This window comes from Catenuloplanes japonicus (assembly GCF_000717135.1).
GTDB classification, from domain to species: Bacteria; Actinomycetota; Actinomycetes; order Mycobacteriales; family Micromonosporaceae; genus Catenuloplanes; species Catenuloplanes japonicus.
In genome coordinates, this window is record NZ_JNXY01000038.1 from 52,892 (window position 1) to 78,191 (window position 25,300).

Below are 25,300 nucleotides of genomic sequence, written 5' to 3' on the forward strand. Positions count from 1 at the left end.
TTGGACTCTTCCGCCACCATGGCCTCTTCCCACCTCCGATGCCGGATATCCGTCCGGCCCGGCCGGCAGGGCGCGTTCCTGCCCGCGGCCGTGACCGCGGTCGCGGCCGCGGCTCCCGTCCTGGCCTGCCCGCTGGCCGCTCGCACGGTGCACGCCGCAACTGTCTGGGCGGCACCGGGCACCGATCGCGTCCTCGGCCGATGGACGTCCTCCCGGACGGCGTCGACGGCCTCGTCGCGGCCGGCCCGCAGCGCGGGTGTTTGCCGGCACACGGCGCGACGTGGATTCGCTATCCGGCGCGGCTGCACCGGCCGCGGCACCTGGGGGAGACCTGTGACGCCCGGCAACATCGGGGTCGCGTACTCCCTCCGTGGCCCGGGGCCGGCCCGCGTCTATCTGTTGCCCGGTGTGGACTCGGGTACCGGGCTGAGCGTCGTCACGGTCGCGGCCGCCTGCGGCTACCAGCGGTCCGTGGCGCCGAAGCGCGTCGGCCCGCTCGTGGAGGACATGCCGGCACGCGCTGATTCCCGGCGTGGCCGATGTGTGCGCAGGACATACGGTCCCGGTCTGGAGACTCCCGGTCCGAGGCTGATGGCAGGCCCATTTGCCACGACCTCTCAGCCGGCTGCGACGTGTGCGGGGGACGGCCGATGATGTCCGCGTCCCGTACCGGGGCGGCCGTGTCTGCCGTACGGGTCCTCGCGCCGAAATGTCGCGGCAGGCAGGCCGCATGAACGCCACGGCCGAAGACACCCGTTTCCCCGCGGCTGGTACCACGTCGGTGCCACGGCAGTTGCCCGCCGCCGTGGGGGACTGGGTCGGCCGCGAGGATCTGCTCGCGGCGCTGGACCGGTTCGCCGATGCATCCGGGCTGATCGGGGTGACCGGGCCTGCCGGGATCGGCAAGACCGCCCTCGCGGTGCGGTGGGCCCGTCAGGTCGCGGCCCGGTTCCCGGACGGGCAGCTGTTCGTCCGGCTCGGCGCCGATGACCCGGCGGGACCACGTGACCCCGGTGATGTCCTGGCGGTGATGCTGCGCGCCTGCGGTATCCCGGACGGGCGGCTACCTGCCGGCACCGATGACCTCGCCTCGTTGTGGCGTGGCTTCACCGCCGGCCGGCGGCTGCTTGTCCTGTTCGACAACGCCAGTGGCGTAGAGCAGCTCGGACCGCTGCTGCCTGCGGGACCGGGCACCCTTGTGCTGTTCACCACTCGTACCGGCCACGCCGCGCTGGCCCGTGTCGGCGCCAGGCTGCTGGCGGTGCCTCCGCTCTCCGACGACACGGCCGGGCTGCTGCTGCACCAGGTCACCGGCGGCACCACCGGCGGCTCTGACGGCATCAGGCAGATGCTGGCATCATGCGCGGGCTGGCCGCTGGCGCTGGTCCTCACCGGTGCCGCTCTTGCCGCGGAGCCTTCCCACCAGGCCGTCGCATCGGCCGCAGTCGTCCCCCGCCCACGCCGTGCTCCGGACCACGACGGCGAGGACACGATCATCGGCAAGGCGCTCTCCGTGGCCTACGGCGCCCTGCCCGGCCCGGTGCGGGCCTGCTATCACGTCCTCGGCCTGCACCCCGGCCGGTCGGCCGGGCTACCGGTCATCGCCGCCGCGCTCGGCATCAGCGAGGCCGACGCCGCCCGGCACCTGCATCAGTTGATCCGGGCACGTCTGGCCGAGCCATTGCCGGCCGGCCGATACCGGCTGCATGACGCGGTGAGACGGCACGCCGCCCGGCACACCGCCACCGATGCCGCACAGCATCGGGAACTCCTGGCCCGGATCCATGACTGGTACCTGACCGTAGCCCGCGCCGCCGCCGAGACGGCGGCCTCACACCGGCAGCCGCACCCGGCGCCGGCCCTCAGCTTTGTTCCCGGACCGGTGCGGTTCGCGGCCGTGGAGGAGGCGGTGCAGTGGCTGGAGACCGAGTACGACACCCTCCTCGCTCTCGCCCGCGAGTTCGTTGCACGCGATCCGCGGCTGGTGTGGCTGCTCACGGATGCCATGCACACCCTGTTCATGTACCGGCGCCGGCTCCGTGACCGTGCTCAGCTCGGCGACATGGCGCTGGAGTGCGCGCAGGCGGCAGAGGATCCGGTCTGGCTCGCGCAGGTGTGGCTGCGGCTGGGCTGGCATGACTACGACATCGGATGGATCGGCTGCGCCGCAACCTCGTTCCGGATCGCGGCTGAATGGGCAGCCACGATCCCGGACGATGACGCCCGGTTCGCCGGGGTGACGACCGCCGCGTTCGGACTGGCTGCGATCGCCGGCATCCGCGGCGAGCGGGCTCCCGCACTGCAGCTGATCGACGGCCCGCGAGGCGTCTATCTCGATCCTGGCGAGACGCACCGCGAGATGTCGGCCACCGGCCGTCCGGTGCACCCCGGATGGCGGCACACCGCGCACGCACTGATCAACGTATGGAGCCTGGTTACCGCAGGCTGCGCGCTTGCCGTATTCGTGCAGCTGGCGCAGGGGGAGACACTGAAGATCGGCTATGCGGTCATCGGGCGGTGTGACGGGGCCGCGGTACGGCAGATCGCCGCGCGGGAGCACACCGCGGCCGTCCTGCTGGCCGCGATGGCGGCCGCACCGACGTCTGCACGCGCGGCACTCGGCGTCACTGCCGCCGGCCAACTCCTCGACGTCACCGTGCTGCCGGAGCGGCTGGCATGTCTGGCGCCATGACCGGGCGTCCCCGGCACCTGGCAGCGCAGCCCGGTGCTGCCGGGCCGGCGATCGCTCTGACAGTTCTGTCGGGCGGCGGGACCGCCGTGCCAACGATCGCGGGAGGGACGCGCCCCTCGTATGCCGCGCCAGGATCGCGCCCGCGGTACCCACCCGCCCCGGGCCGTAGCGATGAGGATCGCCGGTGCGCCGGATCCACGCCGGCTGGGCCGGTGAGCGCGCCGCCGCGGCACCTGCACCGGCCGGCACTCCTGCCGCACCCCGGCCCCGAGACGGCCGGGATGCGGTCACCCATCACTGACGTGCCGACCTTGACGGCGGCGCGCGCCTGTCACACCCGTGGCAGCGCGACACCTACGACGAAAAGAGAAACACTCGTGAGACGCACAGCCCGCACGTACGCTGCCGTGGCGGTGGCAGTGGCCGCGGCGATGCTGCTGGCCGGTCCTGCCACAGCGGCCGTCCCCGCGGCGGCCGCGGGGACGGGGCCCGCAGTGGCGGAGGAGCTGGTGACGCCGCTGATCGTGGGCGGCCGCCCGGCCAGCCAGGTCTACCGGGGGCTCGGCTCGCTGCAGTACGCGCGCGGGACGGATCCGGACTGGCACACCTGCGCGGTCAACCTGTGGACGCCCTGGCACGCGGTCACGAACGCGCACTGCGTGACCAGCTACCCGGACGGCCTGCCCAAGGACCCCGCGATCTACAAGGTCCAGTGGAGTGCGGCGGACCGGCTGGCGGGCCGGCCAGTGACCGGTGTGACCCGGATCGTCGTCCATGAGCTGTGGGACTGGGGCGCGCCGGGCGGCGATCAGGGCGACATCGCGGTCCTGTGGCTCGACCGCCCGGTCGTGCAGGTGCCGTCCGCCCTGCCACCGTCCGTGCTGACGCCCCCGGCGATGGCCGGGAGGCCGGCCAGGATCGCCGGCTGGGGCTACACCTCCATGCCACCGGCCACACCGGCCGCACCGCGGTATCTGTCGGAAGCCGACATGCGGATCGTCGACCCGGCCGCGTGCGCCGCGGCGGGCATTGACGCGGGCGAGATATGTGTTGCCGACCCCGGCCAGCCCGGTGCTGCGGCGTGTTTCGGTGACTCCGGCGGGCCGGTGATGACACCGACCCTGATCGGCGCGACCGCCTGGACTTTGGCCGGGACCGCGTCGCGGGAGACCTCACCGGACTGCACCGGCCCGACCGTCTACACCTCCACCGCCCACTACCGGCCCTGGATCACCGGGACCATCACCGGCCGCACCACACCGGCACCGTACACCGCAGGGCTGGCCGGAGTCCTGCCCGGCTACCGATGGGCCGGCTGCGGCACCTCCTGCTGACCTGCCCTGCAGCACCTGCGTCACCGGTTCCGGTCCGCACGGCGCCCGCGCCGCCCGCACACCGCCATAGGCACGCGGACAAGGCCATCCGGCGGCGTCGCCAGATCTGTCCTCCCGCACCTTCAAGACCACGACCGTTCACTCGGCCCGGGATCCGTACCCCGGGACTTGTATAGGAGCTCGCCCCGTTGAAGATCGACATCACTGGCGCCATGCTGGCCGGACCGCTGGCCGTGCGCAGACCCAGACCGCTCTCCACGGTTCGTGTCCGGCCGATCTCGGCATCCCTGCGAGGTGTTTGCGCGTGCACGGCCGTCGGCGTGCGGAACGCCGCGGCCTCGCCGGGTGGTGCTGCGGTATGTGGCGATGTCCGGCGTCCGCGACTCGTGGCGGCCCGGCATGCTGCGGGTGCGCGGTGAGCACGACCCTCGCCGTCCCGGCGTCGGCCACGCCGCACCGCAACCGAGCGGCCGCTGCGCCCCAGGCGCCGTCCGGCGGTGCTGGGCAGCGCGCCAGCCGCGCTTTGACGGTGGCGGCCGAGATCGAGGCGTACGCGCACTACCTGCGCACTGACGCGGGACTGTCGGCGAAGACGGCCACCAACTACATCGGCACGGTCCGCACGTTCCTCATCGGGCACCCTGTGCCGGTGGCCGAGGTCACCGACGCCATGATCGCAGGTTTCCTCGACAAGACCCCGACACGGCAGACCCGCGTCGAGTATGCCTGCCGTCTGCGCCGGTGGCTGACCTGGGCGGTGGACGAGAAACGCCTCGCCGCCCTGACCTCCGCCGGGACGCGGCGAGACATCCCGGCGGACCTAGAGGAACTCATCGACCGGTACACCACACATCTGCGCACCGCAGGCCGCCGTGTGATGCCTGCCGTGCCCGAGCATCGGTGGTACGTGCGCGGGATTACCGGCCACTACCAGCTGGCCGGCCAGGACCTCACCGACCTGATGATCGCCACCTATCTGGCCCGGCAAACACTCATCTCCTACCGGCACCCCACGGCTACCGCCGCCATCCGCCAGTGGCGCACCTGGTGCATCACCAGCACTGCCGCTGCGCGCACCGGGGCGGGTGCCCGCTGAAATCCGCGGCCCGTCAGCTACCCGGTGTGCCGTTTCTTCGCCGGGAGCGCGACCCAAACGTACGCACGTATCCCGATCCGGCAGTCCTTTTCCTATCGATACTTCCCTGGAGTGGCCCGTATCATGTCGGTATTTAATTCACCTGGCGAGGCTCTAGTGACGGTGTATCTCACCTTCGCCGCCATCTATCTCATCTGTCATATGCGCACAGCCTATTTCCGTGCCGGGAATTCGGAATCGGTGAAGCCGGAAGATCGATGGATGTACGAGTCGCCGGACTGGACGAGGTTCTGGCTGGGCGGGCTGTCCGTCAGCCTGACCTGGCCGGTCCTCCTCCTGGCCGGGCAGCTGGTGGGGCTGCAAAGGCTGCCGGAGTACGTCGCCGAGCTCCGGCAGCGGGCGTTCATCGAGGAGATGCGACAGAACCGAGAACGCCCCGCAGTGGCCGCTGGAGAGGGCGAATCCGCATGAACGCCATGACGATCATCGTCGCCTATCTTGCGATCGGTGTGGTGTGGACAGGGTTCATCTGGGGGCGGTGGGAATATCGGCGCAGGCACCAGAACAGATATTCCGGCATCACGCTGCAAATTATTCTTGACAGGGAGAAGAGGAACTATCAGGTGCCAGGAGTCCTAGGTGTCGCCCTTATCTTCAGCCTGACGTACTGGCCGATAAGTATGTACGGCTCGCTCAAGGCCCGGCACCTGATGCGACGTGACACCTGACCCGCTTCCCGGGCAGACGACGGTGCCACCTGTGGTGGTTTCCGGCCGATCGTGGTGGCCGGTATCAGGGCCATCTCCCGCCGCACCGCGCTGACCCGGTGCGGCACGGGACCGCGACACCGCCACGCCAGCGCGCGGTCCCCCAGGGTGCGGAGACCGGGGCAACCCGGCCTCCGCACCCCCGGCAGCCCAGCGCATGTGCGCCGAGAAGCGGCCCTGTCATACCCGCGGCTACGCGGGCAGGGCCACGCGCGCACCGTCCCGTCATTCTTCTTGGCCCGGATCCGTACTCCGGGCCCCTCATAGGAGCCCATCCTGTTGATGATCGACATAACTGGCGTCCTGCCGGCCGGACCACCGGCTGCGGTCAGGCACGGGCCGCCTCACATCACCCCTCGCATCCGGCAGATCCCGGCATCTGTCCAGGTTGCTCCTGCGCGTACGGCCGTCGCCGTGCGGTGCGCTGCGGCCTCGCCAGGTAGCGCGTCGCTGTGTGGAGATGCCCGGCGGCCGCGCCTCGCGGCGGCCCGTCCTGAGCCGAGCGCGAGGTGAGCATGTCCATCGAAGTCCAGGTCCCGGCTGACCTACCCGGAAACCCCGCAGCGACTGCGCCCCTGGCGCCTCCCGGCGGTGCCGGACCGGACGACGCCCGCGCACCTGAGGTAGAAGCCGAGATCGCGGCATACGCACACTACCTGCGCAGTGGCCCGTGGCTGTCGGCGACGACGGTCGCCAACTACACCAAAACCGTCCGCGCGTTCGTCAGGCGGCACCCGCTGCCGATGGCCGAGGTCACCGAGGCCATGGTGGCCAGCTTCCTCGACGAGGCCCCGACAGCCGAGACCCGCAGCCTCTACGCCCGCCGTCTCCGCCGGTGGCTGACCTGGGCGGTGGCCGAGAAGCGACGTGCCGCCAGCCCATCCCTGACCTCTCCTGACGCGCCACGAGACATACCGGCGGACCTCGAGGAACTCATCGACCAGTACACCGCACATGTGTGTCAGGCCGGCGGCCACGCGGCGACGACGTCCACTGTGTATCGGTCGTACGTGCGCGGGATAACTGCCCATTACCGGCTGCCCGGCCACGACCTCACCGGTCGGATGATCGCTGACTATGTGAGCCGGCAAACGCTCACCTCCTACCAGCGTCCGATGGTCACCGGTGTCATTCGACGGTGGCGCGACTGGTGTGTGTCGGTCCACGGCAGCAATGAGCACGGACAGTGATCCTGCCGCACGCCCCGGTCGTCGGCGCCGGTATCGGCCCTGTTCGTGCGGCCCGGCCGTCGCCGCCCGTGGCTGTTCCTGATGCCGTGTGCCGGCGCCGCGGAGTGCGGTGCCGGCGCATGTCGACCGGTCGTCCTTTGCCCACCAGCCCCGAGGATGTTGTGTATATCGACGTGTTTGCCGGAGATTCTGGCGTCGTCGTGCCGTCGCCGCTCATGCCGGAGGACCTTGTCGCGTCGTTGCGAGGCAGCAGGGTGTGTGGCCTGAGGGCGGGCCTGGTCGCGGCGGTGGCCGATCGTGGCTGGCCGCGCGGGTGCATCGCCGGTGCTCTCGGCCTCAGTGACAGGGCGGTTGATGAGCTGATCGGGCAGGCATCGCGTGCCGGCAAGCGTCGTGCCCGCGCCAGGTACGCCATTCCGGTGGCTCCGGTGCCGGTGCTGTCGGCGGAGCAGGGTGATCAGCTGGCCGCGCTGCTGTGCCGGATCCGTGATCGCGGGTGCGGCACTGCCGAGATCGCGGTGGCGCGCGAGCACCTCGGCGCGCTGCTGGGCGCGTACCGGCGGGCGAGGGTCAGCGTCGCGGCGATCGCCGTCGCGGCGCGCGTGCCCCGGGACGTGATCGACCGCGAGCTGGCACGGGCGGGCCACACCCGCGCGCGGCCGCCGCTTGCGCCCGTATTCCACGCGGACATCGAGGCGTTCCTGGCCCACACCGGCTGGTCCGTCTCGTATACCAGGAGGTGCCGCGCTGTCATGCGCGGTTTCGTGCGGGCCTACCCGCTGCCATACCGGCAGATCACCCCGCGGATGGTGACCGCCTATCTGGCCGGCTCCCCGACCGGGCCCGCCGATGTGATGGCCGAGGCGTTCGTGCGGCGATGGCTGCTGTGGTGCCGCCGGCAGGAGGAGGCGGCGTTCCCTGCCGGGAAGACGTTGCCCGCGCCTGCCGCCGGCCGGTTGCGGTCCGAGCACGCCAGCGGTGACGCCGCTGGCCTTGTCAGCGTGGTGCGCGCGGACGGCTGGCCGGAGTCCGTGATCGGCGCCGCTGCGGGCCTCGACGCGGACGCGACCTGGGAGATGACCGGCGAGGCCACCCCGGACGGCATCCACCGCGCCCGCGGCATCCTGGCCCCATTCTGCGATGCCCTGCCGGCTGACGACGTCCCGGAGACGGACAGTCTTCCCGGCGCCGTACGCGCGTACGCACGGGCCGTCTACGGCACTGGCCTCGGCTGGACTCTCCTCAGGGTGCTCCTCGACGATCAGTGGCCGCTTGGCACGCTCAGCGCAGCGGTCGGCGCCGACGACCGCACCGTGGATCACCACACCCGGGGCGTGTCGCGCGGCTCCAGACGCCGCATCCGGGCCGCTTTCGGCATCCCGGACCTGCGCGCCACCGGACGCCAGCTGACCGCAGCCGAGACCACCGCACTCACGGCGGCCTACCAGAACACGATCGCGTCCCCGCCAGACGACCGTGCCATCGCACAGACCGCGCACGCGGCCCTGACCAACCTGCTGATCACCCACCGCCGCCACGGCGTCGCCGTCACGGACCTCGCCCAGTCCCTGCAGGTGACGCCCGGCACCGTCTGCCACCACTACGCGACCGCCGTCTACACCGTCCCCTCCCCGCCCGGCCGCGCGAGGAGCAGGCCAGGCCGTCCCGCCATCGGCACACCCGGCACCACCGCGCCGCATCCCGGCCTGCCCGCGGCGCTCCTCGCGCACGCCACCGGCATGCCGCACGCACTCGCGGTCATCACCGACGGCACCCTGATCACCTGGTCCGGGCTGCATGCTGCCGCGACCGCCCTCGCCGGCCGCGGCCCGCGCATGCCCGGCGGGCTGCTCGTGCCGATCCCGGTCGGGGACGACCCGGCCACGATCATCGACCTGGCTGCGGTGTCGATCGCCGGCGGCGTGCCGCTGCCGATCACCACGGACCTGCCCGCACCCGCACACCGCACCGTCGCCCTGGCCGACCGGCCCCATCACTGCGGCGCCTGGCTCGCGACCGGCAGCGACCACGACGGCACCTGGCGCATCACCGTCACCGGCGGCGAACCACCCACCCACCCCCGCGTAGCCGACGCGCTCCGCCTGCCCGGCCCCGGCCATACCGGACTGATCGGCCTGCCGCTCTCCGATCACCGCGCCGCCGAGACCGTCGTGAGGGCCCTGGCCCGCGGCACCACCCTGCTCCTGCTCGACCCGCACGCCCCCACCGACGCGGTCACGGACGCGATCGCCGCGCACCGGCCCACCTGGGCGCTCCTCAGCGCCGGTCACCTGACCGGCCTGGCCGGCCAGCCCGCCGTCCACCCGCTGCTGACCCGCATGGACACCATCATCACCACCAGCCCGGCGAGCCCCGCTTACGCCCACCTCGCCGGCGTGCTCGGGCCCGGCAGGCTCCTCCGCTGGTATGCGCCACCCGCCCACGACGGCGCCCTGTTCGACGGCACCGCCACCCACGGCACCCCCATCACCGGCGTGCGACTGCGCATCACCGGCCGCCATCGCGTATCCGGCATCGGCGTCGTCCAGGGCCGCACACCCGGCCTGAACCGCCACGACGCCATCCCGCCCTGCCCCGGACGCCACCGATCGCCATGGGCGAGCAGTGGTGACACCGGGTCGCTCACCGACCATGGCGCGCTCATCCTCACCCCGACCATCGCCCGCCACCACCGCTGGTGACCAGCCACGTTCCGGTCAACCGCCTGCCCGCTGGCCCACGCCACCTCCGGTGTCGGCCGGCACAGCAATGCCACGCACTGATCCGTGCCCGACCTCCCGGATCTCCGGGATATCCCTAGGAGTCACCCGTCCATGATCGATAACGAGGACACTCCGCCACACCAGGCGACCGTGCGGCCGACTGCGCTGCGGCGCCTGGGGCAGAATCTGCTGCGCCGATACTCTGTGCACCCTTCCAGCCCGTTCCGGCACCTGCCGGGGCCGGCGGTGGTCCCGTACCACCGGATCAGCGTCCCGGTGCCCTGGTGGCGCACGGCCGTCGGGACGGTGTTCATCACGGCTGTCGCAGGTATCGGCTTGTCGCTGGTGTTCCTGCTTCTTGTCCGGCAGCTGCCTGGGCAGCAGATCCCGGTGCTGGGTGCCGGCACAATGATGGCGGTCGCCTGCGTCGGCATCGCCATGTACATACCGGCGGTCTTGGTCGCTGCCCGGTACATCGAGGGACGCAGGCCAGGGACCGTCTCCTCGGTCGCCGGGCGGTTGCGCTGGCCGTGGCTCGGGCTCTGCCTGACCGCTGCCGTCGTCTCGCACATCGTGTTCATGATCGAGATGGTTGTGCTGGTGATCCTGTTCCCGCCCGGCACGCCGAGCACGCCCGCGACGGCGGTCCCGGACCGGCAGGAGCCGTGGACGCAGGTGCTGATCGGCGGCGCGATCATCCTGGTCCTGATCGTCTTCCAGTCCACGGCCGAGGAGTACCTGTACCGCGGCTGGCTGCTGCAACTGATCCGATTCGCCTCCCCATGGCCGGCGATCATCGTCCAGACGGTCATCTGGACGGCGATGCACGGCACCGGTACCGCCCCGGGCAGCGTCGAGCTGGTCGTCTACGGGCTGATGATGGGCTGGCTGACGGTCTACACCGGCGGCCTCGAAGCCGCGATCGCCCGGCACGTCGTCAACAACACCGCCATGATCAGCATCACGCTGCTCGTCAGCGGCCTGACAGCGCTCGACCCGTCGCGGTCGGCCGCTGACGCCCCGGACTGGATCTTTCCCGCCGCCTCGATCATCTCCAACGTCGTCTACATGCTGATCATCGCCATCTTCATGACGGCGATCAGGCAGTGGCGCGACACCGGCCCACCCGCGTGGTCCTCCGGCCGGCCTGGCAGCGTCTACGCCTCCGGCGATACCTCGTCCATCGACGACCACACACCGCGCCCACCTTCCCGCGGCCTGCGCGCCCCCGGCACCGAGGCGGATCCGCCCGCGAGCGCGGATCAGCATCCGCCGGTGGGCACGCCCGGCCACAACCGGGTCCCGGCCGGTGGATGACCACGGCCACCCGGGCTGCCGTCGTTGGGCGCCTCCTACGCCAGGCCTGCGACGGGTAGGCGGGCGCCGGTGACAACCGCGACGCCGCGGTACGGCACCAGACCACCGCGGTAAAGGATCACGGACGCCCGTCCGGCGGTCCCTTGTACTTCTGGCGCACGGATCTCCGTGCGCCTTCCACGCAGTGACATCAGAGGAGGGCACCACGGTGCGCCATCTGCTCGATGCCGTTCCCGGGACGCGTCTGGACCGGGTCGGCTACAAGAGTGATTTCCGGGAGCGTTTCTGGGTTCCCGGCAGCAATTTCGTCAAGTTGGAGGTGCAACAGACGTTTGCCGAGCCGGACGACTCCAGCTGGCGCGCGGCCTTCGTCGACGGCGACTGGGAGCGGGCCCTGTATCTCATCGACGGCAAGCGGCCGGAGTACGAGCAGGACAAGCAACGGATGCACGATCTGGGGATCACGTCGCGCCGGCTGCGGGTGGTCGCGCTGCCGCTGTCGTCCTACCTGGAGTGGGAGCTGCGGGTGCTGGAGCTGATGGGCGCGATCTCCGACGAGATCCGTGTCCTCGACGCCTCGCACGTCCGCACCCACGCGACCGGCGGTGTCCTGCCGGAGGTGGTGGTCCTCGATGACACCACCACGTACGAGGTGCTCTACGACCACGCCGGCGTGCTCAGCGGCGCCATCCGGCGGAGCGACGCCGGCCTCGCGGCCTTCTGCCGCGAGCTCATCAATGCCTGGTACGACCTCGGCGAGGACATCGGCGCATTCTGCACCCGGCAGCTGTCCGCCCTGCCGCCGCCGGACCTGACCCGATAGGCCGGCACCACACCGTGTCCACCCGGCGCGGCACCCACCGCGACGCCGCGCCGGCACGCGTTCACGGCACACCAGACCGAGGACGGCCCATGCCCACTGTCCTCGGTGCACCGGCAGGAGCCGGGATCTCGGAGGCAATCGGGCGATGGCCGACCGCACCCGGGATGACCCGGCGCCGGGCGCGCTCCGGGCTCATCCGGGTGATGCCGCCGGCATCACCCGGCCACTGCTCACTGATGAGAGGACCACATCATGACCCCCACCACGTATCGGCACCACGGTCGCGCTGACCGGGTCATCCGCGCGGCGCCACCAGGCGCGGGCAAACGCGTCTGCGGGGAGGCGGCATGACAGCGGTCGTCCTGACCTCTCTCGACGAAACCCTCATCGCGGGACAGGACGCGACCCTGACCGCCATCACCCGCACCCTGCACGACGAAGGCATAACCGCCGGCCCCGACGCGGCCGACATCGTGCTCGAGACCGCCCAGGATTGCTGGTCACGGTACGTGTTCCGGCATGAATCTGCGCTGACCGGCGTCACGTTCTGGGACGCGCTGTGGCTCACCGGCACCGGCCTGCCCGACCCCGTCGCGGACACCCTGATCACGCACTCGATCCTGGTCTGGAACCTCGCACTGGCGCGTCTCGGCGGGGACCCGAGCCGGGCGAGCTACGCCGCCGCCGGTTTCCGCCGCTACCGCGCCCTGCTCGGGATGCCACTGCCCGGGACGGCGCGGGTCTTGGCGTCGTGGCGGCGGGCGCACGAGGTGTGGCTGGTGACCACCGGCCTACCCACCCACGAACGTGTCAAGATCGGCCTCGCGGGACTGACCACGCAGGTCGACCGGATCGTGACCTGTCAGCAGGGCACCGACCTGCGCGCCCTACTCGCTGGGCGGCAGGTATGCCTGGCCGTTAGCCACAGCGCACAGGACAGCCTGCGAATGGCCGCGTACGGCGGCTGGCCGGTGGTGCACCCGTGTCCGCGCACGCCATGCCCGGCGCGGGACCGGGACGGGGACGTGTTGCACACCGGCAGCACCACGACCGACGTCACCTGCTGCAGCCCGGCCGACCCCGGCCATGGCGCCGAGACCTGACCATGGCCGCCGATTCACCACAGAACAGGAGCCTCCTTCGTGGATGAGCCAGGCACCGACGCACATCATCCGGCACCCGGCGGTCCTGGGAGCACACCCGCCGACGACGCTGTTCCCGACCGTGACACGGTGGCGTTCGCGGCGGCGCAGCTGGTGACCACCCGCGCCGAGATGTCCCGGCCTGAGATCAAGGCCTTCGGGATCTTCACCGTCACGCTGGCGGTGATCGGACGGGCGTGGGCCGTCATCGAGCTGCGCGGCCTGCCCACTCACCCCGCGACAGTGACCCTCGCGGCGCTGTACTGCACGGCGATCGTCGCGACAACGGTGTACCTCGTCCTGGCGGTCAAACCCACCACCCGGACGCGCGTGGGGTTCCTCGCCGACGCCGAACGCACAGAGGAGGAAATCGCCCACCGCGACATAACGCTCACGCACGACCTGCGGATGCTGCACAGCGAGATCACCGCCGAACGGCTGCTGCTCACGCGCGCGCTGCGCACCAAATTTGGGTACGACACCTGGGCCCTGTGCACGCTCGCCGCCGCGGTGGTCTTCGGCATCAGCGCCCTGGCCGTGTCCACCAACACCGGCTGGTGACCGGCATCGGCCAGCGCGCCGAGGCCGGCTGGCGGTCGCCGCAGCGACTGGCCGCGATTACAGCAGTTACTGGCGGCAGGCGACGCATCGCCGAGGGCTGCCGCGCAGCTCACACGGCTTTCGGTATGACGACACGGCTCCATCGGATCCGCTCACCTGACGGATCTGCTGACGCAACATCGGCCCGGGGTTCCGCTTCGGTGAGCGGTAACCCAATAGCAGTGAGGTTCATCAATGATGCGGGGATTGAGTAACTGGTGGGAAGGCACGACCACGGACGGGATATCCGTGCGGACGCTGCTGGCCGCACGTGACGTCGGTCCAGTGTTCGCCACCTGAAGAGCCGGAATATAAGCTATTCCGAGATGGCGCTGGCCGCCGGGATGCAGCCGTCACGCGTCACCGAGATCGCCAAGGGCAAGCGCAAGGTCACCAACGTCGAGGTGCTCGAGCGGATCTGTGCGGGCTTAGGGATCCCTGCTCATCTCATGGGGCTCGGGCGCGCACCCGTCGCCGTCGACCTGCCGCCTGCCAGCGTCCCCGACACGCCGGTGTCGGCCGAACTGGACACGCGCGAGCTGCCCGGCGTCATCGCGGCGATCTCCGTCGGTGCGATCCCCGAGGACATCGGCCGGTTTCTGCCGCAGCCCACCGCGGTGGTGCTGCCCGAGCGGCTCACCACTGACAACATCGACGCGGTCACGGCGATCACCGAGGTGCACCGGCGCATGGATGCGGTTATCGGTGGCGGTTCCTGCCTGCAGTCGGCGGTGGCGTACGCCAACTGGGCGACCCAGCTCCAGGGCATACCGTCGGGTTCGGAGGCGTGGTCGCAGGAGCTACGTACCGCGCTGGCTGACTTGCACAGCCTGATCGGGTGGATGGCCCATGACCTGCTCCTCAACAGCCTGGCACGCCAGCATCTGTTGCAAAGCCTGATCCTGGCCGAGGGGGCGGGGCAGCTGTCGGCCAACGTCCTGTACCGGCTCGGCCGGACAAGTCTGCAGGAGGGCCGGCCGCAGGACGCGCTGCATCAGTTCGGGCTGGGGCAGCTCACCGCGCAGCAGGCCGGCTGCCATGCCTCGGTGATCATTCTGCACAACAACTCCGCGTGGGCGCACGCGATACTCGATCGGGAGGATCAGGTCCGTGACAGCCTGGCCCGTGCTGATGCCGAACGCGGCCTGGCGGACCCGGACACCGTGCCCGCGTGGGCCAGGTTCGCGCTCGTCGAGGCGGACAAGCACGGGATCGCCGCGGTGGTGCTGTCGGCGCTGGCGCGTCATCCGGGCCGCGGCCGGTATGCCGCGCTCGCGGTGGAGAACGCCGCTTGCGCGGTGGCGTTACGCCAGCCGGACACGGAGCGGCGTTCGCTGGCCTTCGATGTAATCTCCGCCTCGCTGGGGCACCTGCTGATCGAGGACCCCGACGTGGCTGCGGAGCAGGCGTTGGCCGCTGTCGGTATGGCGGGTGACGGCTTGCGGTCCCGCCGGGTCGTATCCCGTCTGGATGACCTCTGGGACACCGCCTCCCCGTCGGCCCGGTATCACGATGGGCTGGCCGAGTTCGGCAGGCGGTTGCGGGCGCTGCACAATGACATCGATGACGACCGTCCTGACGGCTGAAGCCGCCCGGGAACTCGCCAGGCCGCTGCGGCAGGTCTGCGCGCAGCTCGCTGCCGATCCCGCCCGCGCCGCGCTCATCAAGTACACGATGAACGCGGTATACCGCGTCGGCCCGTACGTGATCCGGCTCGGCCGGGGAACGGTCGCGGCTGCGCGGGCTCGCGTCACGTGCAGCGTCACTCGGTCGCTGGTCGCCGCGGGGGTGCCGTTCGTCCGGCTCGCTGTCGACCATCCGGTGTACGCCGACGACTGGGTCGCGACGATCTGGCATTACGTCGACTCCGTGAGCGTGGAGCCACAGCCGGTCGACCTGGTAGGGCCGCTCCACGCGATCCACGCCCTTGCGGGCGCCGGCCCGGACCTGCCGGTCTGGGACCCGATCGGCAGGTTCCAGGTACGGATCGAGGAGGCCCGGCAGCTTGCGGGTGACGCGCGCACCGCCCTCGACGCGTGGGCGCGGGCGGAGACCGGGATGCCGGCGGGGCGGCTGCTGGACGTGATCGGGCAGTGGTCGGAGACGGCTGGCCGGGATATTCGCACGGTGCAGTGGGCGTTTCCCCGCAGCGTGATCCACGGTGACGCGCACACCGGGAACCTGCTGTTGCGCAGCGTCCCGGTGCGGCCGGCCGGCGACCCGACGGCGTTGATCTGTGATCCGGACGGGCTCAGCGACGGCCACCGGGAGTGGGACTACGCCGCGGTGGCTCATGGCGTGACCCGGTTCGGGCGCAGCCGGCCGGCCTATGACCTGTTCGCTGCCGGGGCCGGCTTCGACGTGACCACGTGGACGGGCTGGCCGACCATCGCCCGGATCCGTGAGCTGCAGCTGGTGACCGCCGCCCTCGCCACCTCGGCCGGCCGGCCGGCGGTGGCCACGGAACTCGGCCTGCGGGTGCGCTCGCTGCTCAACGACGACGACACCGTCATCTGGTCGCGGCACACCTGATCGGCCGAATGAGGTCCCCTCAGCACCGAGAGGATCGGCATGCCAGGCAAACAGGTACGGCCATTGAGCTGGCCGTCGCTTACGGGAGCTGTGGTGCCGTAAGAGAGGATCGGGAACTTGGCGTGGGCGCGGGGGACGCGGGTAGCACCTGTCCGATTGTGGCTAGCCAGATGCTGTGTGCGGCGAATCCGCTGCCGGGAGTTGGTCCCCACGTTCTCGTCATCTGGGTGTGGTGCAGGCCGGGCTGCGCTGGAGGTCGGTGATGGCCGCGGGGCGGGTGTCTGGCGCGGGTGATCGCGGTGGTGATCGCTGCGGCTTCTGCTACGGACGTCGCTCTCTCGGGATGCAGGCCAGCGGCGGTCGCGCGGGTGCGAGCCGCCGCTGCCACGCTGGGATCGTGAAGGTGGCGTAGCCGGTGGAGACCGTCTAGGGACTCGACGACCATGCGCCGCAGAAGAAGGTCGAGCTGGGCGGGATGCGGCTGCGTGGGGAGAGGCTCGAGGCAGGACACGCCGGGCGTGTCGATGAGGCGTTCCCACAAGGGCCTGATGTTCCGGTACAGATGGTGTTTGACGGGCGTGGATGGAACGCCTGAGAGGCCACTCTTGGAGCGCCCTCGGACGTGGCCGGAGGCCGCCGATGTAGGACGTGTGTCGAGACGGAGCGTGGCCGCGATCGGGATGAGCGTGGCAAGCGTCTCCGCGTCGGCCTCATCGGGATCGTCGTAGCGGTTGATGTCGCGGGCGAGCGCGCGGAGGACCGCGTGGCTGTCCAGTTGCCGGAATTGTGCGGCGATTGTGTGAGCGAGCCGCTGGCCGACGTGTTCTAGCAGCATATGTGCGATCTCATGGAGGACTCCGTGCTCCTGCAGCGGTTTGGGGGCACTCCGGTCGATGATGACGCAGTCGATATCGGGGAAAGACCACCACCATGCGACTATTCCTCTGGCTATTCTGTCGATGCCGAAGTCCACTGGGACTATCTCAATCTTTCTCCCGCGGAATTCTTCGACTGACCGTATGAAGGCATTAAGCTCGAAAGGCTGCGGTATGTTTAGGTTCAGTTGGTTGAGAAAAGACGTGATCCGACTCCATCGAGAGGTCATAATGCTCCTGAGTATGGGCAGATGTCTGTGTTGAGCCCTGTTGTCCTGCTGCGCTACTGCACCAGATCCTGTGCTGATCGGTAGTCTGGCGGAGTGTGCGCTTGGCGTATCGGAAACGGGTGCATCAAGTTCTCGATTGCTGGGGTTCGCTGTGCTGGTGGGAAGTCGGCGTCGGAGGTGCTGACCTTTCGTCAGGTGTGACTGCCGCTGGTATTCAAGCCTGCGTTAGCGTTGCAATGAGTATGCGGACGCTGGTCGAGGATTGGCATCGTAGTATCTGCATACCGTGACGAGTGGGTCTACGTAGTTTTATCTAGGAGGCCGCGTCTTGGGCATGGCTGCCACCGGCGCTTCGCGCGCTGACATGCTGCTGGACTGACCGTGCCAACACCTCTGGCGACGCCCTGCCCTGTCGAGTCGCATCGATGCCCATGCGATCCTCGATACCGACGACGCCGGATATGGGTTCCGTCGCCAGAATTAGGTCGGCGGATAGCAGATCGCTTTCCTCGGTCCGGCTTTCCTACGCGGGGCACCAGGGCGTCCCGACGGCACTCGCCTTGCCGGCCTGTATCGGAGGGCGTCGCGCGATCGGCACAGCGCGGGTCTGGATGACCATCGCGTGACCGGCCAGGCTGTTATCGGGTGCTTGTGGCGAGGCGGGTGCCGATGGCGGCGCGGCGGTCGACGCCGAGTTTGGTCATGATGCTGCCGACGTGGACGTCGACCGTGCGGGCGGAGATGCGCAGTTCGGTGCCGATCTGCCGGCTGGTCAGACCTTCGGCGACCAGGGCGGCGACCTCCCGTTCGCGGTCCGTGAGGCCGTCGGGTCCTGACGCGCTCGGTCGCCGGGATGGGGGTTCGCCGCGGGCGACAGCGATGGCCTGGTCGTGGTGCCGCCTGCCCGCGTCCACGGCCGAGGCGATCGTGGAGGCGTCGATGACGGTACTGATCAGCTGCTGAGCCCGTGTGCGACGTGCGGTAAACGGATGCAGCTCGGTCAGGTCGATGCCGAGCTGCTGCCGGAGGGCGGCTGCGGCGCCGAGCAGCCACGCGGCGCGTTTGGCCATGGCACGGGGGTCTTCGGCCTCGGCGAGAGTTTCGGCGGCGATCTCGCCGGCCAACTCGATGCTGAAGCTCAGGCCCCATCGGTCATGCAGGCCCCGCTGCATATTGAGGCATTGGTTGATCCAGTCTTGGGCGTTCTCCGGGTCGCCGCTGCGGAGAGCTGCCATCGAGGTGATCCACATTGCCCAGCTGGCGGCCCATGGTGAGTGGGCGTTCAGGGCTTCGCTCAGGTACGCCTTCGCGGCCGGCAACGCCTCGCGGGGCTCGGCGGTGAGTACGACAGCCAGCGTCAGCGTCGTCGATGCCATGTGCCAGTCGCCGGAGAGCCGTGGATACATGCTCCGGGCGCGGGTCAGCAGCTCGACGGCATCTGCCGTGCCGCGCGACAAGGCGATGCTGGCACCGGCGGCGAAGAGCACCACCGCGGATGGGGGAGTGCCGGTTCGAGTATGAAGCGTGTTGGCCTCGGCGAGCAGTGACCGTGCGGCGTCGAAGTGACCTTGAGTGGTGGCCACCCACGCGGCGACGGCAAGCGTGGATGCGAGTTCGACGGCGGCGCCGTCGGTGGTGGTTGAGGGGCGGGTGGCGTCGATGACCGTGCCGAGCTCGCTGCTGATGAGATCCAGCAGGCCCCAGTAGAACGGGACACGCGTGCGGACGACGTCGCGGGCGATGGCGTGTGCGGTGTGGTAGTCGGACTGGGCGAGCGAGGCGTGCAGGGCGGCGAGGATGTCGGGCAGCTCGCGGCGCAGCGCGGTCAGCGTGTCGAGATCTTGCGGACCGAGCGGTCTGCTGGCTGCGCTGGCCAAGCGCGTGTGGAAGTGAAGCCGATGCCGATCCCGGATGCGGGTGGTCTCACCGATGTTGTCGAGTTCTCGAGAGCCGTAGTCCCTGATTGTGTTGAGCAGAACGTATCGGACATTTCCGGTTGCTGTCGGTGCAGCGGCCTCGACCGCGAGCACGCTCTTCTCCACCAGGCCGGCGATGAGGTCGACGATCTCGTCAGTGGCGAGGCCGTCGCCGGCGCAGACCGCTTCCGCTGTGGGCAGATCGAAGGGCTGTGCGAACACCGACAAACGTGCCCACAAGCGCTGCTCTCCGGCTGTGCACAGTTCGTAGCTCATCTGGACGACGCGTTCAAGGGTCGCGTGCCGTTCTCCGCCGGGGCCGTGGGATGTCGTCTGGGGGAGCGCCAGCAATCTGAATCGGTCGTCGACTCGCTGCAGCAGTTGCGATACGGACAGGCTCCGGGCGCGTGCTGCGGCCAGGCGGATCGCCAGTGGAAGGCAGTCCAGCCGGTTGCACAGCGCCTCGAGCGCTGCGGCGTCCGTGTGCGTCAGGTCGACGCCGGCTGCGGTGGCAGTGCTGGTGAAAAGCTCGACCGCGTCCGTGGACGGTAGCGGTGCGACGGCGACGATGCGCTCCCCCTCGATCCCGAGCGCCTGTCGAGACGTCGCGAGGATGCGCAGGTGGGGAACGGCCCGGGTCAGCGTGAGAATCGCCGTGCGTGCTGGCGCGATTAGACGGTCGCAGTTGTCCAGCACCAGCAGCGTGCGGCGCCGGCTCAGGTGCTCGATGAGGACGTCGAGAGCCTTAGCGCCGGTTTGCCAGATGCCCAGGGCGACGACCATGTGCAGGTAGAGCTGCTCGGGCGGTGCGGGCGCTAGCGCCACCTGCACCCGGAGGGTGCCGAGATCAACCCGCGATGCCTCAAGGGGCGCGGTCTGCTGGCTACGGGACGCGATTCGCAAGGCCATTTGCGTCTTGCCGACGCCCCCGACACCCGTCAGTGTCACGATCCGATGCTGGGCGAGGTACTTGCGGGCTTGATCTACCTCTGCCGCGCGACCGACGAACAGACCCGTCTCCTGGGGCAGGTTACCCATCTCACCTTTCCATTCGCATCGCAGGTGCTAGCGGCCACTGCGGGCCGAGACCGGGGTCGTGCCGGTGCGGGCGGGTACGGGTTCCAGGCGAGTTGGCGCCGCAGGCGGTGGGCCGACGACGAGGAAGTGGTTCGTGGGCGCGATGGAACGCGACGTGATTGCCGGCCCGGTAGACGAACTCCGGTCGACATCCTTGGTTTCAGCAGCCGGGCGCGCAAGTCGATTGCTGGTGCTGCGGTAGCCAGGGCGGATCGGCGGTAGTGATGCGTTCGGTGCCACAGGGTGTCTGCGGGCGTCGCCCTTGCGCATGGTGACTCCTAGTTAGGTGACCTTCACGTAAGGTGCTTGCCTTGCTACGATCCCCTCGCTACATCTGTAGCGATCCTCCGACCTTGCCGCTACGCCCGTGGCGTGACGGCGACGTGATCGTATGTCTACAGTGGGCAGTGGTCAAACAGATCTGTCCACATTTACGTGGCTTCTGCGGCTGTGAATGGGGGCTGTACGTGGAACAACCGCACGACAAGCAGGACCGGGATCTCTCGGGCGTCGAGGTGGGGCGGACCGTCGCCGAGCGCCTGAAGTGGCTGTTCGAGCACATTAGGCCGACAGGGGACGAGCTTGCCCCTGGTGAGCCGCCAGGGCGCCCGTATAGCAATCAGGAGATCGCCAACAAGATCAACAATGATCCGGGAATCCCCACGACGATCTCCCAGCAGCAGATCTCCAAAATGCGCAGGGGCGAGGCCGAAGATCCGCGGATGTGGCACTGTGCGGCGCTGTGCCGCGTCTTCGGTGTGGACCCCGCCTTCTTCGCGGACGACCAGGCCGCCGAGAAGGTGCGACGGGACCTGAGCCACATTCTGCAGCTAAAGGAACTGGGCGTGCGGGAGGTGGCGTTACGCACCGTATTGGCGAACCACGGCCTGGACGACAGTGAGGTGCCGATCGTCGCGGCATTAATCAAGGCCCTCGCCAGCAGGCGTAGCGACGGCGCGGCTAAGGGTGTCTCCGAATGATGCGATTGGTCGGTAACGCCGGAATGAGAGGCGTGCCATGAAAAGTGTCGGCCATATACACACCAGCTGCACCCGCCAGTTTAGGGGATCAGGGATGCGAGTCCGCGACCTGCGTAAGGCGAGCGCGCAGATTCTCGGTACACTGGGGGTCGATCCCGATGCAGGCCACGACGAAATAATCCACGCCGTGGAAGAATTCTGCGGAAAACCCTTACTCATTGAAGAGAGCCGCCTGGCGGTCGGTACTTTCGGAGCGTGGGCGGAGCATGACGAATTCAACCTCGTCCTTTATTCCCGAGGCGTCCTTCCGCATCACCGAGACACCATCATCGGGCATGAGATTGGCCACGTCATTCGATCCCATGGCAGTCCTGGCTCCGACGGCGGCGTCGACGTATCCGCGCTGCTTGCGCCCTCGCTCGACCCGCAGCTCGTGCGGCGCCTGCTGAGTCGCTGCTCCTACAGCGATGATGAGGAAATCATTGTGGAGATGTTCGGCACGATGATGTCCATGCATCGAGCCTGGCGTCCGTCGACAAAACGCCCTAAGCGCATTCGGGGTGCCGCTGAGATTGTCGCCCGCATCGAGCAGGCGCTCGTGCTGTGAAAGGCAGAGAAAGTAACTGTTCGCCTCGCGAGATTGAGTGGCTATGACGGCAGTCTACCTTCTATATCCAATCGTTGCCCTGATCGCCTGGGCCGGAGCGCTGAATGTGCTAACCCGGATACTGCATCCTCCCATGCGTGCGGGCGGCACTGCAGCGATGGCGGGGCGCCGAGGCCTCGATCGCGGCCTCGTGGGAATGTGTATCGCTATGGCGGGCCTGGCCATGACGTTCACTCTTTCCACGCCGGTCGTCTGGCTCCAGGTGGACAGATTTATCCACGTGCCGAACATTGCCACCCTTGTCAGTCAGGCTTTCGTCTTGATCTATACGGCCGGGCAAGAGATCATGTTGCTCTACTGGTTGTACCCGCTCGAAAAAGCGCGGCGACACGTGCGAGTACGCGTCATCGTGCTCGTGTCGATCATTCCGATCATGACGACGCTGTTCCTGATCGCAGGAACCGAAGGCAGGCGGGTGGATGACTTCGTCGCCCACTATGCCGGCATACCGGCCGTGTCCTTGTACCTATCCATCTATCTAATCGGGTTCGCGGCCGGGCAGATAGACGTCCTGCGGCTGGCAATAGAATATGCACCAATATGCTCCGACAAAGCCCTGCGCCGAGGACTGCGAACGGTGTCGGCCGGTGCGGCACTCGGGATCGTCTACGTCCTGGCGCGGGCGGCCGACATCGCGGCCGGGACGTTCGGCTGGAACCCGTACGCCTGGGAGCTCGCCGCGCAGCTGTCGGCCGGCATCGGCGCCATCCTGGTCGTTATCGGCCTCAACCTTCCGGGATGGGCTGTCGCCGCCACACTGTGGCGCCGGTACCTCCAGCTTCGTCCGCTGCGGACCCTGGTCAGACAGAGCGCCGCAGATGGTGCGCGGAGCCGGCCCGCGGCTGGATTCTGGTGGGACATCTCGTTCCTGCTCCACTGGCGAGTTACAGAGATCCGGGATCAAATTCTGCTGCTGAACAACTGGGCACCCACCCCCGACACCATCGGGAAAGCCGGCACTGCAACGGCCGACCTGCCCGGATCAGATCCACGCGGGCTGGCGCGGCTGGAGGCGGTGCGGTTGGCTACGGCGGTCGCACTACGGCGCGCCGGGAAACCCCCGCGGCCCGTAGCCGAAGCAGACGGAGACGAAACCCCCACCGGTGGAGACGACGTGCTGACAGACGCCGCCTGGCTGGCCGACGTCGCCAGAGAGCTGCGCAGCCCGTCCGTCAAACGTGCCGTCACCCAACTCACGGTCGTGGCGTAGCCAGATGGAGATGACCGACAGCGTGAACGCGACCACTCAGCTCATGGACGACAGCGAACTGGCCCAGGACCCGTTCCCCCTCTACGCCCAATGGCGGGAGGCAGGACCCATACAGCACGCGCTCACCCCGTCGGGCGACCCGGTATGGCTCGTGACCCGCTACGCGGATGTCGTCGCCGCGTTCGGCGACGACCGGCTCTCGCTGTCCAAGACACACTCGGGCACGGGATACCGAGGCTTCGCACTCCCGCCGGCGCTCGACGCCAATCTGCTCAGTCTCGACCCACCGGACCACACCCGGCTCCGCAAACTGGTCAACCGAGAGTTCACCGCCCGCAGGGTCGAGAACCTCCGCGCCGATGTCGTGGCAATCGCGGATGACCTCCTCGCCACGATGAACATCGACACAGGTGTCGACCTGGTACAGACATACGCAGTCCCTCTCCCGCTGACGGTGATCGGCAGACTGCTCGGCGTCCCCGACAAGGACCAGCCCGATTTCCGTGCATGGACCACGAGCCTGATGTCCCCGGCGAGCGCCGCCGAAGCCAAGTCCGCTCTCGGCAAGATCGAAGCGTTCCTCCGCGAGCTGATCGGCCACAAGCGGCGCACCCCGGGCGATGACCTGCTCGCCGGTCTCGTCGCGGCGCACGACGGCGGCGACTGCCTCAGTGAGGACGAGCTGACCTCGCTGGCCTTCCTGCTGCTCTGGGCCGGCTACGAAGTCACCGTGGACCTGATCGGCGTATCGACCCTCGAACTCCTGCGCCGGCCGGCGCTGTGGGCGACCGTGCGGGAGCAGCCGGAACGCCTGCCGCAACTCGTGGAGGAACTGGTGCGCGTGGTGTCCCCGACACCGGTCTCGATCCGCCGATTCGCGCGCGAACCGCTGACGATCGGCGGAACAGACATTCCACGAGGGGCCACCGTCATGCTCCTGATCGCCGCCGCGCATCGTGACCCGGCACGGTTCGACGCCCCGGACACCCTCGATCCCGATCGGGACGTCAGAGCTGCGCAGCTGGGTTTCGGCTACGGCGTGCACTACTGCCTGGGAGCGCCGCTGGCGCGCATGGAGACCGCGGTGGCACTGCATCGCCTGGCGACCCGGTTTCCGCATCTCGCGCTGGATCCCGAATCGCCGCCGCAGTGGCGCCCTTCCTGGCGTAGCCGCGGCCTGCTGACACTGCCGGTGGTGCCACACACCGGCGAGTAGGCCGCCGGCATCGCGCCGGACGATCTGGACAAATGCGCCGGTGCGCCAGGATCCACCTGATGGGCCGCGCACCGGTCGCACCGTCGGCTCTCTCGGGGGTTGATTACGGGAGGAGGCGGGGTGTTGCGTAGGCGCCTGGCGTCATCCGCCTCCTCCGAAGACGGGACGGTGATGGATCGCTGCGAGGTACGTGAGCCTGCTCGTGTTGCCGGTGCCAGCGGCCTCCGGTCCGAGAGTTCGGGTGGCAAGTCCCAGGTGGCTGCGGCGCCAGCGCAGGTTCGCGTCCGCGAACCGGTCCATCGCCTGTCGCACTCTCCCGGCCGAGCCGGCACTGATGGAGTGCTGGACGGCCCGGAACGCCTCATCGAGGCTGACCTGGCCGTCACGGACTCGTGCGCGGATTTCAGGCACCGAGGTGTAGGCCAGGGAATTCAGGCGCGCGTCCGCCGGCCGGGCACACAGGGATTCCAGCAACTTGTACGTCCGTGACTGGATGGCGGATGCACCTTCGGTGTGCTGTCTGAAAAGGGCGAATGCTTCCGGCTGCATGGTGGCCAGCAGCGGCCACAACGCTCGCGATTCATGCAGGGTGCCGGTGGCCGCGTCGAGCCGGGCTGCGGCGATACGTGCCCGGCCTGTGGTCAGCGAGGCTATGACCTCCTCCAGGTCCACGACCAGTAGCGAGAACAAGAGCTCGAAGATTTGCAGGACGCGGAGGAACAGGTACTCGTCGTGGACGGTGTCGACCGGAAGCATCGTCAGCCGGAGCATCAGCTTCTCGTCGGTGCTAGGTCGTGTTTGATGGATCATGGTCTGGTTCAGTCGATCTTCATGCGGAGCCAGACCATGATCGAAGCGACCGTGACGGTAGCTTCGTAGCGGACTTTGAGCTTGTCGTAGCGGGTGGCTACGG

General features: G+C 69.1%; 20 protein-coding genes. 17 read left to right on the forward strand and 3 right to left on the reverse strand.

The window, feature by feature from the left end; genetic code table 11:
* Window positions 1–730 precede the first annotated feature (730 nt).
* The 13 genes from OP04_RS41265 to OP04_RS50690 all read left to right on the forward strand — a co-directional run bounded on the left by OP04_RS41265 (window position 731) and on the right by OP04_RS50690 (window position 16,216).
* Window positions 731–2,692, forward strand: coding sequence for an NB-ARC domain-containing protein (locus tag OP04_RS41265; protein ID WP_033345461.1), 1,962 nt, complete (start codon window positions 731–733; stop codon window positions 2,690–2,692).
* 377 nt (window positions 2,693–3,069) lie between these two features.
* Window positions 3,070–4,026, forward strand: coding sequence for a S1 family peptidase (locus tag OP04_RS41270; protein ID WP_157241057.1), 957 nt, complete (start codon window positions 3,070–3,072; stop codon window positions 4,024–4,026).
* Between the two features lie 529 nt (window positions 4,027–4,555).
* Window positions 4,556–5,122: a hypothetical protein gene (locus OP04_RS41275; RefSeq protein ID WP_157241058.1), complete on the forward strand. Its 567-nt coding sequence runs from the start codon at window positions 4,556–4,558 to the stop codon at window positions 5,120–5,122.
* A 111-nt stretch (window positions 5,123–5,233) separates the two neighbouring features.
* Complete coding sequence (locus tag OP04_RS41280; RefSeq protein WP_157241060.1) at window positions 5,234–5,593, forward strand: hypothetical protein; 360 nt, start codon at window positions 5,234–5,236, stop codon at window positions 5,591–5,593.
* Between the two features lie 5 nt (window positions 5,594–5,598).
* The gene (locus OP04_RS41285) at window positions 5,599–5,850 is read left to right on the forward strand and encodes a hypothetical protein (RefSeq protein ID WP_033345465.1); all 252 of its coding nucleotides are present in this window, start codon (window positions 5,599–5,601) and stop codon (window positions 5,848–5,850) included.
* Window positions 5,851–6,404: 554 nt separating this feature from the next.
* The gene (locus OP04_RS41290) at window positions 6,405–7,079 is read left to right on the forward strand and encodes a site-specific integrase (RefSeq protein ID WP_157241062.1); all 675 of its coding nucleotides are present in this window, start codon (window positions 6,405–6,407) and stop codon (window positions 7,077–7,079) included.
* Between the two features lie 419 nt (window positions 7,080–7,498).
* Window positions 7,499–9,781, forward strand: a complete 2,283-nt coding sequence (locus OP04_RS41295; protein ID WP_033345467.1) for a class I adenylate-forming enzyme family protein — start codon at window positions 7,499–7,501, stop codon at window positions 9,779–9,781.
* 132 nt (window positions 9,782–9,913) lie between these two features.
* Complete coding sequence (locus OP04_RS50685; protein WP_051799864.1) at window positions 9,914–11,119, forward strand: CPBP family intramembrane glutamic endopeptidase; 1,206 nt, start codon at window positions 9,914–9,916, stop codon at window positions 11,117–11,119.
* Window positions 11,120–11,327: 208 nt separating this feature from the next.
* Window positions 11,328–11,942, forward strand: a complete 615-nt coding sequence (locus OP04_RS41305; RefSeq protein WP_051799871.1) for a DUF6879 family protein — start codon at window positions 11,328–11,330, stop codon at window positions 11,940–11,942.
* A 347-nt stretch (window positions 11,943–12,289) separates the two neighbouring features.
* Complete coding sequence (locus OP04_RS41310; RefSeq protein WP_033345468.1) at window positions 12,290–13,045, forward strand: HAD family hydrolase; 756 nt, start codon at window positions 12,290–12,292, stop codon at window positions 13,043–13,045.
* A gap of 129 nt (window positions 13,046–13,174) precedes the next feature.
* Window positions 13,175–13,645, forward strand: coding sequence for a hypothetical protein (locus tag OP04_RS41315; RefSeq protein ID WP_033345469.1), 471 nt, complete (start codon window positions 13,175–13,177; stop codon window positions 13,643–13,645).
* Window positions 13,646–14,010: 365 nt separating this feature from the next.
* A complete protein-coding gene (locus OP04_RS54080; protein WP_033345470.1) occupies window positions 14,011–15,270 on the forward strand; it encodes a hypothetical protein in 1,260 nt (419 codons plus the stop codon).
* Window positions 15,248–16,216, forward strand: a complete 969-nt coding sequence (locus tag OP04_RS50690) for a phosphotransferase (protein ID WP_051799865.1) — start codon at window positions 15,248–15,250, stop codon at window positions 16,214–16,216. The genes OP04_RS54080 and OP04_RS50690 overlap by 23 nt, the downstream gene beginning before the upstream one ends.
* A 79-nt stretch (window positions 16,217–16,295) precedes the next feature.
* On the opposite strand, the gene OP04_RS56900 is transcribed toward OP04_RS50690, so the two are convergent.
* Window positions 16,296–17,321, reverse strand: coding sequence for a DUF6545 domain-containing protein (locus tag OP04_RS56900; protein WP_408606850.1), 1,026 nt, complete (start codon window positions 17,319–17,321; stop codon window positions 16,296–16,298).
* A 638-nt stretch (window positions 17,322–17,959) separates the two neighbouring features.
* A complete protein-coding gene (locus OP04_RS41335) occupies window positions 17,960–20,275 on the reverse strand; it encodes an ATP-binding protein (RefSeq protein ID WP_033345472.1) in 2,316 nt (771 codons plus the stop codon).
* Between the two features lie 446 nt (window positions 20,276–20,721).
* On the opposite strand from OP04_RS41335, the gene OP04_RS41340 reads away from it, so the two are divergent.
* From OP04_RS41340 to OP04_RS41355, 4 genes are all read left to right on the forward strand, one after another.
* Window positions 20,722–21,294: a helix-turn-helix domain-containing protein gene (locus OP04_RS41340; protein ID WP_157241064.1), complete on the forward strand. Its 573-nt coding sequence runs from the start codon at window positions 20,722–20,724 to the stop codon at window positions 21,292–21,294.
* Between the two features lie 94 nt (window positions 21,295–21,388).
* A complete protein-coding gene (locus tag OP04_RS41345) occupies window positions 21,389–21,901 on the forward strand; it encodes a hypothetical protein (RefSeq protein ID WP_033345473.1) in 513 nt (170 codons plus the stop codon).
* 157 nt (window positions 21,902–22,058) lie between these two features.
* Window positions 22,059–23,171 carry an MAB_1171c family putative transporter gene (locus OP04_RS41350; RefSeq protein WP_332309709.1) on the forward strand — a complete coding sequence of 371 codons (1,113 nt, stop codon included), beginning with the start codon at window positions 22,059–22,061 and terminating at the stop codon, window positions 23,169–23,171.
* Between the two features lie 4 nt (window positions 23,172–23,175).
* Window positions 23,176–24,387, forward strand: coding sequence for a cytochrome P450 family protein (locus tag OP04_RS41355; protein WP_033345475.1), 1,212 nt, complete (start codon window positions 23,176–23,178; stop codon window positions 24,385–24,387).
* Window positions 24,388–24,528: 141 nt separating this feature from the next.
* On the opposite strand, the gene OP04_RS41360 is transcribed toward OP04_RS41355, so the two are convergent.
* On the reverse strand, window positions 24,529–25,158 hold the full coding sequence (locus OP04_RS41360) for a tryptophan 2,3-dioxygenase family protein (RefSeq protein ID WP_051799867.1): 630 nt from the start codon (window positions 25,156–25,158) through the stop codon (window positions 24,529–24,531).
* Between the last annotated feature and the right edge of the window lie 142 nt (window positions 25,159–25,300).